This is a genomic window from Candidatus Pantoea floridensis (assembly GCF_900215435.1).
In the GTDB taxonomy this organism is placed as follows: domain Bacteria; phylum Pseudomonadota; class Gammaproteobacteria; order Enterobacterales; family Enterobacteriaceae; genus Pantoea; species Pantoea floridensis.
This window is the reverse complement of the sequence record NZ_OCMY01000002.1, coordinates 382,313-396,807: the sequence shown is the minus strand read 5'-3', so window position 1 is coordinate 396,807 and position 14,495 is coordinate 382,313. Positions and strand designations below refer to the sequence as shown.

The window sequence follows — 14,495 nt, the reverse complement described above, 5'->3', positions numbered from 1 at the left end:
AGGTTCCGCGAGCAGGATCACAGAAATTAATCACGATAATCGCCATTTTGGTATGCCACGAACCATCAAGCTCATGCATAACACTTAAAACCGCTGAGGGTTGACCAATGTCTCTACAGGAACGTCTAATCGATTCACTGGGTAGCTTTGCCACCCGATTCAACAGCTACCGCTACATCATGGCGATCAAAGCCTCGTTTATTACCTTGATGCCGGTGATTATCGTCGGTGCTTTTTCGGTGCTGATTTCTAACATGGTGCTCGATCCGAAAAATGGCCTCGCCAGTTTCGCGTCACTGTCGTTTCTCGCCGATTTAAAACCGATCACCAGCAGCATTAATTATGCGACGCTGAGCTTTCTGAATATTGGCGCAGTGTTCCTGATTGGTATTGAACTCGGACGCATCAACGGCATTAAAACGCTGTTTCCGGGCTTATTGGCGATCATCTGTTTTATCTCCGTTACGCCTACCACGCTGCAAATGCTGGTGGACGGGCAGATGCATGTGGTCACCGATGTGTTGGCGAAACAGTTCTCCGACACCAAAAGTCTGTTCCTCGGCATGTTTATCGCCATTCTCTCGGTGGAGATTTATTGCCGGCTGGAGCAGGTTGAGCGGCTGAAAATCAAGATGCCGGATACCGTGCCGCCGAACGTGGCCGCGTCATTTTCCGCGCTGATTCCGTCGATCATTACCGTCACGCTGGTGGCTACCTTTGGCTTTATCTTCCATCAGATCACTAGCATGTACCTGTATGACGCTGTGTATAAAGTGGTGCAGCAGCCGCTGGAATCGGTGGTGCAGAGCCTGTGGGGCATTCTGCTGTTGATGTTTGTTGCCCAGCTGTTTTGGGTGATTGGAATTCACGGCAACCAAATGGTGAAACCGATTCGCGAGCCGCTGCTGCTTGGGGCAATTCTGGTCAACATGAACGCTTTCGAGCAGGGTAAGGAAGCGCCAAACATCATCACCATGCCGTTCTGGGATGTGTATATGAGCATTGGCGGCTCAGGCCTCACGATTGGTCTGTTAACCGCGGTGATGATTGCCACCAAACGTAAAGAGATGCGTGAAATCGCCAAACTGTCGTTTGGACCGGGCCTGTTTAATATCAATGAGCCGGTGATTTTTGGTATGCCGATCATGCTCAATCCTATTCTTGCCATTCCCTTCATCATTACGCCGCTGGTTACCGGTTCGATTGGTTATTTCGCTACGGTGATGGGTTTTGCCGGTAAAGCGGTGGTGATGGTTCCCTGGACCACGCCGCCGATCATCAACGCGTGGCTCTCTACCGCCGGTTCGATGGGCGCGGTGGTGACACAAATTATCTGCATCGTGGTTTCGGTATTGATTTATCTGCCCTTTGTCAAAGTGGCTGCGCGTCGAGCTGAAGCGGCGGAAGCGAAAACGTTGCAGGCAGAGCTGGCACAAAATTAAGGAGAACCTATGAGTAAGCACATCATTAGGCTGCCGGAAGGCTTCATTCTCGGCGCGGCGGCGTCGGCCTGGCAAACCGAAGGCTGGAGCGGCAAAAAAGCGGGGCAGGACTCTTACCTTGATGCCTGGTATCAGCAGGACCGTCATGTCTGGCATAACGGTTATGGACCGGCGGTGGCGACGGATTTTATCAACCGGTTCCGCGAAGATGTGGCGTTAATGAAAGCGGCAGGGCTGACGCACTATCGCACCTCCATCAACTGGTCACGTTTTCTCACCGATTATGAGAACGCGGTAGTTGATGAAGAGTACGCAGCCTATTACGACCAGTTGATTGATGAGATGCAGCGCCAGGGCATTGAACTGATGTTATGCCTCGAACATTACGAACTGCCGCTGCAATTGCTGGAGGCGTATGGCGGCTGGCAATCAAAGCATGTGGTCGAGCTATTTACGCGCTATGTCGAAAAAGTGTTTGCCCGCTACGCCGGAAAAGTGACGCGCTGGTTTGTTTTTAATGAGCCGATTGTGGTGCAGACCCGCGTCTATCTTGATGCGATACGCTGGCCCTATGAGCAGAACACGCATAAGTGGATGCAGTGGAATCACCATAAAAATCTTGCCACGGCGAAGGTGGTGAAACTGTTCCGCCAGCAGGGATACGCCGGCACGATTGGCACCATTCTTAATCCTGAGGTGACTTACCCGCGATCGTCGGCCGCGCACGATGTTAAAGCCGCGCAACGCTACGATCTGTTTTATAACCGGGTATTTCTCGACCCGGCGATCAAAGGCTCCTATCCCGCTGAACTGCTGCAGCTGCTGGCTAAACATGACGTGCAGTGGGACGCGACGGAGGAGGAGCTGGCGATCATCGCCGCCAATACCGTCGATGAAGTGGGGCTCAATCTTTACTATCCGCATCGCGTGAAAGCGCCTTCCCGTGCCTGGCATCCGGAGACGCCGTTTCACCCCGCTTTTTATTACGAGCATTTTGAATTACCGGGCCGCCGCATGAACAGTTCGCGCGGTTGGGAAATTCAGCCTCGCATTGTTTTCGACATGGCGCAGCGTATGAAAGAGGAGTACGGCAATCTGCCGTGGTTTGTGGCGGAGAGCGGCATGGGCATCGAAAACGAAGCGCAATTTAAGAATCCGCAGGGGGAAATTCAGGACGACTACCGCATTAACTTTATTGCTGAACATCTTTACCAGGCGGTGCGCGCGCGTGAAGCGGGCAGCAACTGTCTGGGCTATATGCTGTGGGCGTTCACCGACAACGTTTCACCGATGAATGCGTTCAAAAACCGCTACGGACTGATCGAGATTGATCTCGACAATCAACGCCAACGGCGGATGAAGAAATCGGCGCACTGGTTCCGTCAGTTGCGTGACTCGCAGCAATTGACCCTCAATATTGACGATGACGCCAAATAAGGACGACCTATGAAACGTATTATTCTTGCCTGCGCGGCCGGCATGTCGACTTCGCTGCTGGTCACCCGCATTGAAAAAGAGGCGGTGGCACGTGGCCTTGCGTATCAAATTTATGCCATCCCCGAGCAAAACCTGCGTGAAGAGTTACAAAATTACGGCCAGGAGGTGGTCGTGGTGCTGCTGGGGCCGCAGGTACGCTTTAAGCTGGAGGAGAATAAAAAGTTGACCGATAGCTATCAGCTGCCGATTGCGGTGATTGATAGCGTGGCTTACGGCACGTTGAATGGTGCAAAGGTACTCGATCAGGCGCTGGCTTTGGTACACTAGCGCCCAGATAGCAGTAAGGTTCCGGCTCGCAGAGGATGCGACCGGACCTGGTGCACCATGATGGAAAAGGGTGAGAGCGTGGAAAAAGCCGAAGCGCCACAAGAGAAAAAGCAGTATCAGGAAATTGGTCAACATCTGCGTCAGCAAATCCTTGATGGCCATTATCCCGTTGGCTCACGACTGCCGCCTGAGCGCCAGTTAGCTGAAACCTGGGGCGTGAGCCGCACCATTGTGCGTGAAGCGTTGCTGATGCTGGAGCTGGAAGGCACCGTAGATATTCGCCAGAGCTCCGGCGTCTACGTGATGCGCATTCCTTCCGCCAGTGAAGATGCGGAAGAGGCCTTTTTCCGCAGCGATGTCGGCCCGTTCGAGATGTTGCAGGCGCGTCAGCTGCTGGAGAGCAACATTGCGGCCTTCGCCGCCAAAATGGCCACCAAAGCCGATATCGAGAACCTGCGGCGTACGCTGGAGCAGGAGCAGCGCGCCATCGCACTCAATGACAGCAGCCAGGATAACGATAAGTTATTTCATTTGCTGTTAGCGGGCGCAACGCAAAATCAGATGCTGCTCGACACGGTCACCAGCGTCTGGCGTCATCACGAGGCCAGCCCGCTTTGGCAGCAACTGCGACCGCAGTATGAAACCCGCGCCTATCGCCTGAAGTGGTTAGGCGATCATCAAACGATTCTGGCGGCGCTGCGACGTCGTGATGTGATGGGATCCTGGCAGGCGATGTGGCAGCACCTGGAAAACGTCAAGAACACGCTACTGGAGTTGTCCGATGCGGATGCACCTGACTTCGACGGTTATCTATTCGAATCAGTGCCGATTTTCCAGGGTAAGTTGATGTGATGATGGTGAGTTAATCCAGGAAAACCGGCATAGCTATTCATAGGGTCGCCATTCAAGGCGACCACTCGTCTCACTAAGCGCACCGCAACGGTGCAATGTAACAATATCCGCAAATATTTAACCGCCGAACACTGCAGGCATTATTTATTTTCTTATGACGATTTATTAACTCCTGCACTAATTTGTGACACTCATCTCTCAATTTAATAAGAAATGCACTGAATCTGTGCTGCTCCTCATGAAATCTTCATAAGAAAACAATATATCAGCGGGCAATCCGCATTTCTTTCGAAATGCGCCAGCTGTGGATAATAAATATTTTCTATAATAATCATTATTAATCATATATTTATAATAAATTCCGCCATCTGAAATCCCCATCTCTTGGTTAATTTAAAACCTCGCACCTGTCATATTCATGTAAAAAAACCGTTGCATACCCATTTTTTAAAATGATAAAAGTTTCTCACTTGCTAATTATTTCTCATTTTAAAGGTGACCAACAATGGCTCTTGAAACGGCTGAAGTGCGTATTTCTACCTCATGGCAGCGCCCAGAGAATAAATGGCTGGCGGCATTTGCTGAATTTCCAGTTGCCAATATTGGTGATGCGATGGAAAGACTGAATATGTGCGATGGCGGCATTGTTCCGGTCTCCTCAAAAACGGCATTTGTCGGCTTTGCCTTTCCGGTGCAGGTCACGGCAGGCGATAACGCTGCGGTGATTCGCGCACTGGATTACATCCAGCCGGGCGACGTGATGATGATCAACGGCCAGGGACACATCGATCGGGCGCTGGTGGGCGAGCAATTGACGCAGCGTTTTCAGCATGCCGGTGCGGTGGCGCAGGTTATCGACGGCGCGGTTCGCGATCGCAGCGTGATTGAGTCCACCGGCTTACCCACATTCTGTCGCGGCACCACGCCGGCAGGTCCGTTCAAAAACGGTCCTGGCGTCATCGGTGAGCCGGTCGCGATTGGCGGCGTGGTGTGCTGCGCCGGCGATATTGTGGTTGGTGACGACGATGGCGTCATCATCATTCCGTTCTGGCGTGCAGAGGCGGTATTAGCGGCGGTGCAGGAAGTCGCGCGCCGTGAAGCAGAGATGACGGCAGAAGTGACGCGTCAATATAAGTAAGCCTTTGGCTTCACGAATTCCGGGGATGTATCAACACACTTTCAGGGCAAACCAATGACGAAATCACATGCGGTAACAATGGATTACGCTTTGCCGAAGGACGGAACAACCAAAAATAACGTCGTACGTCGCGCCTCTCTGGCGGGCGGTGTCGGCTCGTTTGTTGAATGGTATGACTACGGTATTTACGGCTTATTAGTCAGCTCGCTGGTGCTGGTATTTTCCGCCAGTGACATGAGTAGCAGCGACTCAGGCCTGATGCTGACTTACCTCGGCTTCACCGTGAGTTTTTTTGTTCGCCCCTTTGGCGGCGTGATCTGCGGTTATCTCGGCGACAGAATGGGGCGTCAGAAGCTGCTGGCGATTTTATTGCTGATGATTTCACTGGCGACGGCGGCAATTGGCCTGCTGCCCAGCTACGCCAGCATCGGCTGGGCGGCACCGGCGCTACTGATTTTGCTGCGCATTGTGCAGGGCTTTTCTGCCGGTGGTGAAGTCTCCGGTGCCGGTTCGTTCGTCGCGGAGTATGCCGAAGATCACCGCCGCGCGATGGTGATGTCACCGCTGGTAATGGGATCGTTTATCGCTCTGCTGTTCGGCAGCTTGCTGATCAGTGGATTGATCAACGTGTTCGGCAGCGAGGCGATGACCGCCTGGGTATGGCGCGTGCCGTTTTTGCTGGCTATTCCAATGGCGTTGATTGGCGTCTACATCCGTACGCGCATTGAAGATACGCCTCACTTTCAGATGGTAAAAGCCAACAAGCGCGTGGTGCGCAATCCGCTGCGTGAAGTGCTTTCCTCAAAGCGTCATCTGAAAGCGATTGGGCTGGCGATTACCTTGCCGGCGGTCAACGGACCTGGCTATTACATCCTTTTTGTCTACATGCCGACTTACCTAAACAAAGTGATGCACTTCCAGCAGATTCAAAGCCTGATGGTCACCGCCTGCGGGTTGATCACTATTATTGGCGCGATTCCGATGATGGCCTGGCTGTCGGATCGTCTGGGGCGCAAGCCGCTGCTGGTGGCCTCCGCTATTGCCATGGCGGTGCTGGCCTGGCCCTGTTTCTGGCTGCTGACGCTCGGCATGTTCCCGCTGGCGTGTATGGCGGCGATTCTGCTGGCCTTTGCCTTCGCCGGACATGCTGGTGTGATTCAAGCCACGCTGGCTGAAATGTTTCCTACCAACGTGCGTTACAGCGCCTACAGCATCGGTTTCAATCTCTCTACGGTGATCTTTGGCGGCTCCGCGCCATTGCTAATGACCTGGCTAATCGGTCTGACCGGCATCGCCAGCATTCCCAGCTATACGGTGATTTTCACCGCCGCGCTGACGCTCATCAGCACGCTTTATCTGAAAGAAACCGCCGGTAAGCCACTCGCTGCCGAGTGAACGCCGTAGCAATCAGCTCACATTCTGGATTTCGAGGTCACTATGAAAAACGCGTCACCCTGGCGGATAGGGTTTGATATTGGCGGCACCTTTACCGATCTGGTGCTGTTGAATGATATCTCTGGCGAGGCGCTACGGCATAAAACCCTCACCACACCGGAGGATCCTTCGGAAGGTGCCTACACCGGCTTAACTCAGCTGGTGGAAATGGCCGGGCTTAAAGCCAGCGACATCCATACCATCACCCATGGCACTACGCTCGCTATCAATGCGCTGCTGGAACGACGTGGCGCGAAGACCGCCTTGGTGGTCACGCGCGGTTTCCGAGACGTGCTGGTGCTGGGGCGTGAGTATCGTTATGACATCTACGACCTGAACGGTGCACCGGCAAAGCCGTTACTGCCGCGTTCGCAGTCCTATGAAATTAGCGAACGCGTGACGGCGCGCGGCGCGGTAATTACGCCACTCGACGAAGCCGAAGTGGTGCAGCTGGCTGCAGAGCTGCGCGACAAAGGCTATGAAGCGGTTGCCGTGCTGTGTATGCATGCCTATGCCTGGCCGGATCATGAGAATCAAATCGAGGCTATTTTCAGCCGCGAACTGCCCGGTGTGTCGATCTCGGTTTCGCACAAAGTGTCACGTGAAATCCGCGAATACGACCGCGGCGTATTAACCGCCATGAATGCGTTTGTTCAGCCCAAGGCGAGACGCTACATGGCGCGGCTGGAGAACAAACTGCGTGAGGGTGGCTTCGTCTGCGACTGGTTGGTGATGGGATCGAACGGAGGATTAATGGCACCGCAGGTTGCCGCTGATTATCCCACGCGCATCATCGAATCCGGCCCGGCGGGCGGTATTGTCGCCACTGCCGCCTTTGCCCGGAAAAACGCCCTGCCGCAGGTGCTGGCGTTTGATATGGGTGGCACCACGGCTAAAGCCTGTGTGGTGCGCGATGGCCAACCCTCCATCACCATTGATTATGAAGTCGGGCGTGCGGATCGCCTGCTGAAAGGCAGCGGGTTACCGGTCAAGCTGCCGGTGGTGGATATGATTGAGATTGGTGCTGGCGGCGGCAGTATCGCCCGCGTCGATTCGCTCGGGTTGCTGGAAATCGGTCCGGAAAGTGCCAGCGCCTGGCCGGGGCCGGCCTGCTACGCGCGCGGCGGCGAACGGCCAACCGTCACCGACGCCAATCTGGTGCTGGGCTTGCTCGATCCCGATGCGTTCCTCGGCGGACGCATGCCGTTGGATGTCGCGGCGGCGCGTCAGGCAATACGCCGCGTGGCCGAGCCGCTCGGATTGAGCATTGAAGATGCCGCCTGGGGCATTCACGAAGTTGCCAATAGCAAAATGTCCGAGGCGCTGCGCACCCATTGCGTTGAGAAAAACGTGAGCCCAGCACAGATGACCATGCTGGCGTTCGGCGGCGCAGGCCCGAGCCACGCCTGGTCGCTGGCAAAACAGCTGAGCGTCAAGCGTGTCTATTTCCCCAATGGTGCGGGCGTTTACTCCGCCTTCGGTTTGCTAACCGCGCCGCCAAGCGCCGACTTTGTACGCAGCGATCGCTGCCGCCTGCAGCCGGACATTGATGTCAACCGTATTGCGGCGTTGTTTGCCGAAGGTTTTGACGAAGCGATCACTACGCTGGCGGCGGCTAACGCTGATCCCAACACCGCGCTTCAACAGAAACTCGCGGGCGTGCGCTATGTCGGTCAGGGCTCGGAACTGACCGTGACGCTGCCAGAAACCTTCCTCACCCAAGGCGATGTAACCGCCTTAGTTGATACCTTTGAGGCGGCGCACCTGGCGCGCTTTGGTCGCACCTTGCCGGGGCAAGGGGTGGAAGTGGTGAACTGGCGTGGCCGCGTGCAGACCACGCCGCCGACGCTGAATACCAGCGATCGATTGCGTCACGCTGAACCCGAAGCGCGTGAGAAAAGCTTGCAGGTGTATCTGGGCCGCGAGCAGGGCTTTAGCGCCTGCCGCGTGATCCCGCGCAGCTTGCTGGTAACCGGTGAAGCGATTCATGGCCCGGCGCTGCTGCAGGAAAAAGAGTGCGCGATTTATGTCGGTCCTGGCGCGTCAGCGCAGCTGGACTCACAGGGCAATATTTTGATGGAGCTGAGCTAATGAGTGCGACAACCCCCGATCATCTGCGTTTTCTCGACGATCCCATTAGTCTGCGCATTACCTGGGATCGGCTGGTCAGTATCTCGGAAGAAGCGGCGGCCACGCTGGTAAATATGGCGTTTTCTAGCATTATCCGCGAAGTTGGCGATTACTCCTGCCTGCTGATGGACGCCGGCGGCAGTTCGCTGGCCCAACCGAAAACCAGCGTCCCGGTGTTTATTGGCACGCTACCCGCCACGGTGCGCCATCTGTTGGCAAAATTCCCGGCGGATACGCTAAAACCCGGTGATGCGCTTATCACCAATGATCCCTGGCTCGGCACCGGCCATCTCAATGACGTGACGGTGGTCACGCCGGTGTTCCGCGCGGGCAAGCTGGTGGCGTTTACCGGCGCAGCGGCGCACATGTCGGACATTGGCGGCTCGCTGAATATGGGGTCATCGCGCGACATGTTCGAAGAGGGCTTCCTCATCCCGCCAAGCAAATTGATGATTGCGGGTGAGGTAAATCAGCAACTACTGGATCTGTTTCTTGCCAACGTGCGCTCGCCGGATCAGGTTGAGGGCGATCTGCACGCCATGCTGGCGGCTAATCAGATAGGTGCCAACGGCCTGCTGGGGTTGATGGATGACTTGCAGCTTGAATCCGTTACGCCGCTGGCGGAAAAAATTCACTCGCTGACCGAAATCGCCATGCGCAAAGCGATTGAGGCGGTGCCGGATGGTCGCTATGAAGCGGCGGTCGATATTGGTGACTATGAAGGGGATATCCATCTCAACGTGGCGGTAATTGTTGAGGGGAGCAACATCACAATCGACTACGCCGGCTCCTCCGCCGAATCGCTGTTTGGCAGCAACTGTCCAATGTCGTTCACCTATGCCTACAGCGTTTATCCGCTGAAGTGCCTGCTGGAACCGCATCTGCCGAATAACGAAGGCTGCTTCAAATCCATCACCGTCACCGCGCCGGAAGGCTCAATTGCCAATGCACGTCCGCCTTGTGCGGTCGAGATGCGCAACCGCGTTGGGCATATGGCGCACGCGGCGATTTTTACTGCGCTAGCGGAGATCATGCCGGATCGCGTGATGGGCCACTCAGGCAGTGCGCCGGTGACCTGCGATGTGTTCGCCGGGCAGTTTGATGACGGGCGGCGGTTTGTTGAAAGCCTGTGCGTGAACGGCGGTACCGGCGCACGTCCCGCTGCAGACGGTATTGTCACCGGCTTTCCCGGCAACATGTCCTCCACGCCGGTGGAACTGATTGAATCTGCCACGCCGCTGCTGTTCCTGCAGAAATCCATCGTTCCCGATTCCGGCGGTGCCGGGCGCTATCGTGGCGGCGTGGCGCAACGCATGGTGATTCGTAATACCAGCAAATATCCGCTCTCGCACAGCATGTTCTATTCGCGACAAAAACACGCGGCAGAAGGCGTTTTGGGCGCGGCGGCGGGTGCGCCTAACTTTGTGGCAATTAACGGCGAATCGCTGGCGAAGCCAGTCGGCCGCCATGATGTGTTACCTGGCGATGAAGTCACCATTCAAATGCCAGGCGGCGGCGGCAAGATGCCGGTGGCCGAACGCGATCTTAAGGCCATTTTGTGGGACGTACAGGAAGGTTACATCACTGAAGCAGGCGCCTTGCGTGATTATGGCGTGAACCTGAATGAAGCTAAAAGGAGCTAAAGCATGGATTCGTTAACGGGAAAAGTGGTGCTGGTGACCGGTGCTGGCAGCGGCATTGGCAAAGCGGCCGCGGCGGGATTTGCCGCGCGAGGCGCCCTGGTGGTGTTAGTAGGACGTCGCCAGTCGGTGCTGGACGAGGTAGCAGCAAGCTTGCAGGCGCAGGGCGGCAAGGTATGCGCTTATGCCGCAGACATCGCGCAAAAAACTGAGGTTGAAGCGCTGGTAGCGTGGGCGATTGCCGAATTGGGACGCGTCGATATTCTGGTCAACAATGCCGGTAGCGCCAGCAAAACCCTGAACGCGCGCTGGATTGCCGAAGAGGAGTGGGATCAGGTACAGGACGTCAATATGAAAGCGGTGTTCCTGCTGACGCAGGCGCTGCTGCCGGAGATGTTAGCGCGCAAAAACGGCACCATCATCACCGTCTCCTCGCTCGCTGCGCTGCGGCCGAATCTGCTGGGCGGCGCGGCATACGGTGCGGCGAAGGCGGCGGTGCGTAACTTCATGACCTATCTGCACAACACCTTTCGCAATGACGGCATTCGCTCAACCTGCATTCTGCCGGGAGAGGTGAACACGCCGATTATGGATAACCGCGCCAATCCACCGGATCAGGCAGTTCGCGATGGCATGGTGCAGCCGGAAGATGTGGCTGAAGCCATTCTGCTGTGTGCCAGTTTGCCGGCACGTACGGTGGTGGAAGAGTTGATTGTCGCGCCAACATTCCTGCGCGATCTCTCTGGCGATCTCGAGATCAGCCGCTGGAAAAATGCCCCGGCAACGTGCCAGGCCGAACGTGAAAAACCTGAATAGGACAGCTTATGTCGAGCCAAATGTTTAAAGCCGCCGAGGCGGTGTTACGCGTAGAGCGCACTTCGCTGCGGGTGCAGCAACCCGCGTCCAGCGGCGATATGATTTCACTGGCGATGGGCGAACCGGATTTCGACACGCCGCCACGTATTGTGCAGGCGGCGGTGGAAGCACTGCAGGCGGGATATACCCATTACGCGCCGTTGCTCGGTGACAAAGCACTGTGTAGCGCGCTGGCGGACGAGGTGTCAGCGCAGAGCGGCAAAGCGGTGAAAGCCGGTGAGATCCTTGTCACCCATGGCGGCACCGCCGGTCTGGCGGCGGCGATTCTCTCCATCGTCAATCCGGGCGACCGCGTGGTGATTCCCGATCCCACCTATTCGCTGTACGCGGATTTGGTGAATATGGCTGGCGGCATCTGCGTGCCCATGCCGTGCCGGGCTGATTTGCACTGGGATTTGGAGCGGTTGGATCACGCGCTCGACGGCGCGAAACTGTTCGTGTTCTGCAATCCCGGCAATCCCACCGGCATTGTGCACAGCCGCGCGGAAATTGAAGCGCTCGGCCAACTGGTGAATAAGCACGATACGCTAGTAATTGCCGATGAAGCTTATAGCGATCTGGTGTTTACCGATCGTCCGTTTACTTCGGTGCTGCACATTGCCGCTTTTGCCGGACGCACGCTGTTCTGTCAGACTTTCTCTAAAAGCTACGCCATGACCGGCTGGCGCGTAGGGTATCTGGCGGGACCAGCGGAGATGATCACCGCTGCGGCGCGCGTGCACAATACAGTGAACGGCTCGGTGAACAGCGCAGTGCAGCGTGCGGCGCTGGTGGCGCTGACGCAGTGTAAAGATGACGTAAAACGTATGTATGATGTCTACCGCCAGCGTCGCGTGCTGATGATGGAGGGATTATCGGCCATTCCAGAGCTAAAGCTAAATGAACCAGAAGGCGCGTTTTACTGCTTTCCGGCTTATTCGTTATCGATTCCAGCGATTGATATGGTATCGCTGCTGCGCGAACAGGGCATCGCGGTGCGGCCTGGCAGTGAGTTTGGCGCGGCGGGCGAAGGGCATTTACGCCTCTCTTACGCTGCCAGCAGTGAAGCCATCATTGAAGGTGTGCGCCGTTTGAAGCGCGGCCTGGCCAGTTTCAAGTAACATCAGCAAGTTTGAGGAAGTACACCCACTATGACGGGAAAACCGATGCGCAGTGATACCGAAAGAAACCGCAAGAACCTGATTCAGGCAGCTGCCCGCTTGTTCGAGCGCTCCGAAACCCCGATAAGCATGACGGAAATCGCCTCAGAAGCTGGCGTCTCCGTGGCCACCGCCTATCGTCAGTTTACGTCGGTAGAAGAGGTGCTGAATGCTTATCGTCAGGACGTGGGACAACTGCTGCTGGATTACAGTCTGGAACAATCCTGCAGCGGTTTACTGAAGCTGGAAAAAGTCAGCCGTTACTGGATCAAACTGGTACGTGAGCGCGGTGCGGCGATGGTGCCGATGCGTAATCGTCGCGGCTATCTGGAGCGCTTATGGGAAGGCGCGGAATACCTGCTAGTACAGGCTGACGCGCTGCGACCCGCGCTACGCGAAGCGATGGAAGAGATGGAACTGCCAGATATCGGCGATAAGGCGGTGTTCCTGTGGAATATTCTCTTCGATCCTCGTGAAATTTTTGATTTGCTTGACACGGTGGGACTCACGGAAAAACAGGTGGGAACCCAGCTGATGTCGGTTCTGATTGGCGGTTTACGCGGCTTCGCTACTGCGAATGAATTTACCGTCGAAGCCAGCCGCAGCAAATAATCCTGGCCGCCTCGCGCGGCCATTTCTCAGCAACATCTAACTATCACATCGCCCTGTGAGGCCATCGTGCGCCCTGCATCCGGCAATAAGGTGAAATGATGAGTGTACTTTCGTATGTTTCAGCAGATAACAATTCAGCGTGGGCGACCTACCTGGCGCAGGTTGAGCGCGTGCTGCCACATCTCGGAGATCTGGCGCGCTGGGCAGACACGCTACGTCACCCGAAGCGGGCATTAATTGTTGATATTCCATTAGAAATGGATGATGGCAGCGTGCGTCATTTCGAAGGTTATCGGGTACAACACAATCTCTCACGCGGCCCCGGCAAAGGCGGCGTGCGCTATCACCCAGATGTCACGCTGGAAGAGGTGATGGCGCTGTCAGCCTGGATGACGGTGAAGTGCGCCGCACTCAATCTACCGTTTGGCGGCGCAAAAGGGGGGATTCGTGTCGACCCGCGCGAGCTGTCACATAAAGAACTGGAAAGGCTGACGCGCCGCTATACCAGTGAAATCGGCACCATTATTGGACCGCAGCAGGATATTCCGGCGCCCGACGTCGGTACCAATCCGCAAGTGATGGCGTGGATGATGGATACCTGGTCAATGAATGTCGGCACCACCTGCACCGGCGTGGTCACCGGCAAACCAATCCATCTCGGCGGTTCACTGGGGCGTGTGAAAGCGACCGGGCGCGGCGTATTTATCACCGGCAGAGCCATGGCGCAGCGCATCGGGTTGTCACTGGAAAATTGCCGCGTGGCGGTGCAGGGATTGGGGAACGTCGGCAGCGTCGCCGCCGAGTTGTTCAGTGAGGCTGGAGCGAAAGTGGTCAGCGTGCAGGATCACAGCGCCACGCTCTACAATGCGAATGGTATTAATATTCCTGCGCTGGTCGCCTGGCAACAGCAAAAGGGTAGCATTGCCGGTTTTAACGGCGCCACTGCTATCAGCCACGAAGCCTTCTGGGAGCAAAGCTATGACATTCTGATTCCGGCGGCGCTGGAAGGACAAATTACCGCCGATCGGGCCAGAAAGCTGGTCTGCCGTTTGGTTCTTGAAGGCGCAAATGGGCCAACCTTACCCGCTGCGGATGACATTTTGCGCGCGCGAAACATCACCGTGGTTCCCGATGTGATTTGTAACGCCGGTGGCGTAACCGTGAGTTATTTCGAATGGGTACAGGACTTCTCCAGCTTTTTCTGGAGCGAGGATGAGATTAACGCCCGGCTGGACCGCATCATGGAACAAGCGCTGCTGTCGGTGTGGCAAAAATCACAGGAAATTGGTGCAACTCTAAGAACGGCTGCCTATGCGGTAGCGTGTGAACGGATTCTGACAGCACGCAAAGAGCGTGGGTTGTATCCGTAAGAATGTGAAGGGGCATCAGTGTGATGCCCCTTCAATGCGTTTTGCGCATCACATCACGTGCTATCACTAAAAACCGCAGAGGCCAGCGATGAAATGAG

Annotated in this window: 12 protein-coding genes; all 12 read left to right on the top strand. The window is 55.9% G+C overall.

The annotated features are described in order from the left end of the window. The first annotated feature begins 107 nt into the window (after positions 1-107). The 12 genes from CRO19_RS22435 to CRO19_RS22380 all read left to right on the top strand — a co-directional run bounded on the left by CRO19_RS22435 (position 108) and on the right by CRO19_RS22380 (position 14,397). Positions 108-1,442: a PTS sugar transporter subunit IIC gene (locus CRO19_RS22435; protein WP_097098047.1), complete on the top strand. Its 1,335-nt coding sequence runs from the start codon at positions 108-110 to the stop codon at positions 1,440-1,442. 9 nt (positions 1,443-1,451) lie between these two features. After that, on the top strand, positions 1,452-2,879 hold the full coding sequence (locus CRO19_RS22430) for a glycoside hydrolase family 1 protein (RefSeq protein ID WP_097098046.1): 1,428 nt from the start codon (positions 1,452-1,454) through the stop codon (positions 2,877-2,879). 9 nt (positions 2,880-2,888) lie between these two features. Beyond that, complete coding sequence (locus CRO19_RS22425; RefSeq protein WP_049852818.1) at positions 2,889-3,206, top strand: PTS sugar transporter subunit IIB; 318 nt, start codon at positions 2,889-2,891, stop codon at positions 3,204-3,206. Positions 3,207-3,284: 78 nt separating this feature from the next. Continuing rightward, a complete protein-coding gene (locus CRO19_RS22420) occupies positions 3,285-4,058 on the top strand; it encodes an FCD domain-containing protein (protein WP_036621357.1) in 774 nt (257 codons plus the stop codon). A gap of 505 nt (positions 4,059-4,563) precedes the next feature. Then, a complete protein-coding gene (locus CRO19_RS22415; RefSeq protein WP_049852819.1) occupies positions 4,564-5,196 on the top strand; it encodes an RraA family protein in 633 nt (210 codons plus the stop codon). A 54-nt stretch (positions 5,197-5,250) separates the two neighbouring features. Then, positions 5,251-6,591, top strand: coding sequence for an MFS transporter (locus tag CRO19_RS22410; protein ID WP_097098045.1), 1,341 nt, complete (start codon positions 5,251-5,253; stop codon positions 6,589-6,591). Between the two features lie 42 nt (positions 6,592-6,633). Then, positions 6,634-8,721, top strand: a complete 2,088-nt coding sequence (locus tag CRO19_RS22405) for a hydantoinase/oxoprolinase family protein (protein ID WP_097098044.1) — start codon at positions 6,634-6,636, stop codon at positions 8,719-8,721. Continuing rightward, positions 8,721-10,403, top strand: a complete 1,683-nt coding sequence (locus tag CRO19_RS22400; RefSeq protein WP_097098043.1) for a hydantoinase B/oxoprolinase family protein — start codon at positions 8,721-8,723, stop codon at positions 10,401-10,403. The genes CRO19_RS22405 and CRO19_RS22400 overlap by 1 nt, the downstream gene beginning before the upstream one ends. Before the next feature lie 3 nt (positions 10,404-10,406). Beyond that, entirely contained in the window at positions 10,407-11,216 is an 810-nt protein-coding gene (locus CRO19_RS22395; RefSeq protein ID WP_097098042.1) for an SDR family NAD(P)-dependent oxidoreductase, read from the top strand. A gap of 8 nt (positions 11,217-11,224) precedes the next feature. Beyond that, the gene (locus CRO19_RS22390; protein ID WP_097098041.1) at positions 11,225-12,376 is read left to right on the top strand and encodes a pyridoxal phosphate-dependent aminotransferase; all 1,152 of its coding nucleotides are present in this window, start codon (positions 11,225-11,227) and stop codon (positions 12,374-12,376) included. A gap of 30 nt (positions 12,377-12,406) precedes the next feature. Then, entirely contained in the window at positions 12,407-13,027 is a 621-nt protein-coding gene (locus tag CRO19_RS22385) for a TetR/AcrR family transcriptional regulator (protein WP_097098040.1), read from the top strand. Positions 13,028-13,125: 98 nt separating this feature from the next. Further along, positions 13,126-14,397, top strand: coding sequence for a Glu/Leu/Phe/Val family dehydrogenase (locus tag CRO19_RS22380; protein ID WP_097098039.1), 1,272 nt, complete (start codon positions 13,126-13,128; stop codon positions 14,395-14,397). Positions 14,398-14,495 lie beyond the last annotated feature (98 nt).

Bases quoted from the DNA above. Each gene is read 5' to 3' on its own strand.
- CRO19_RS22435 (WP_097098047.1), top strand. From the start codon at position 108: ATGTCTCTACAGGAACGTCTAATCGATTCACTGGGTAGCTTTGCCACC.
- CRO19_RS22430 (WP_097098046.1), top strand. From the start codon at position 1,452: ATGAGTAAGCACATCATTAGGCTGCCGGAAGGCTTCATTCTCGGCGCG.
- CRO19_RS22425 (WP_049852818.1), top strand. From the start codon at position 2,889: ATGAAACGTATTATTCTTGCCTGCGCGGCCGGCATGTCGACTTCGCTG.
- CRO19_RS22415 (WP_049852819.1), top strand. From the start codon at position 4,564: ATGGCTCTTGAAACGGCTGAAGTGCGTATTTCTACCTCATGGCAGCGC.
- CRO19_RS22410 (WP_097098045.1), top strand. From the start codon at position 5,251: ATGACGAAATCACATGCGGTAACAATGGATTACGCTTTGCCGAAGGAC.
- CRO19_RS22405 (WP_097098044.1), top strand. From the start codon at position 6,634: ATGAAAAACGCGTCACCCTGGCGGATAGGGTTTGATATTGGCGGCACC.
- CRO19_RS22400 (WP_097098043.1), top strand. From the start codon at position 8,721: ATGAGTGCGACAACCCCCGATCATCTGCGTTTTCTCGACGATCCCATT.
- CRO19_RS22395 (WP_097098042.1), top strand. From the start codon at position 10,407: ATGGATTCGTTAACGGGAAAAGTGGTGCTGGTGACCGGTGCTGGCAGC.
- CRO19_RS22390 (WP_097098041.1), top strand. From the start codon at position 11,225: ATGTCGAGCCAAATGTTTAAAGCCGCCGAGGCGGTGTTACGCGTAGAG.
- CRO19_RS22385 (WP_097098040.1), top strand. From the start codon at position 12,407: ATGACGGGAAAACCGATGCGCAGTGATACCGAAAGAAACCGCAAGAAC.
- CRO19_RS22380 (WP_097098039.1), top strand. From the start codon at position 13,126: ATGAGTGTACTTTCGTATGTTTCAGCAGATAACAATTCAGCGTGGGCG.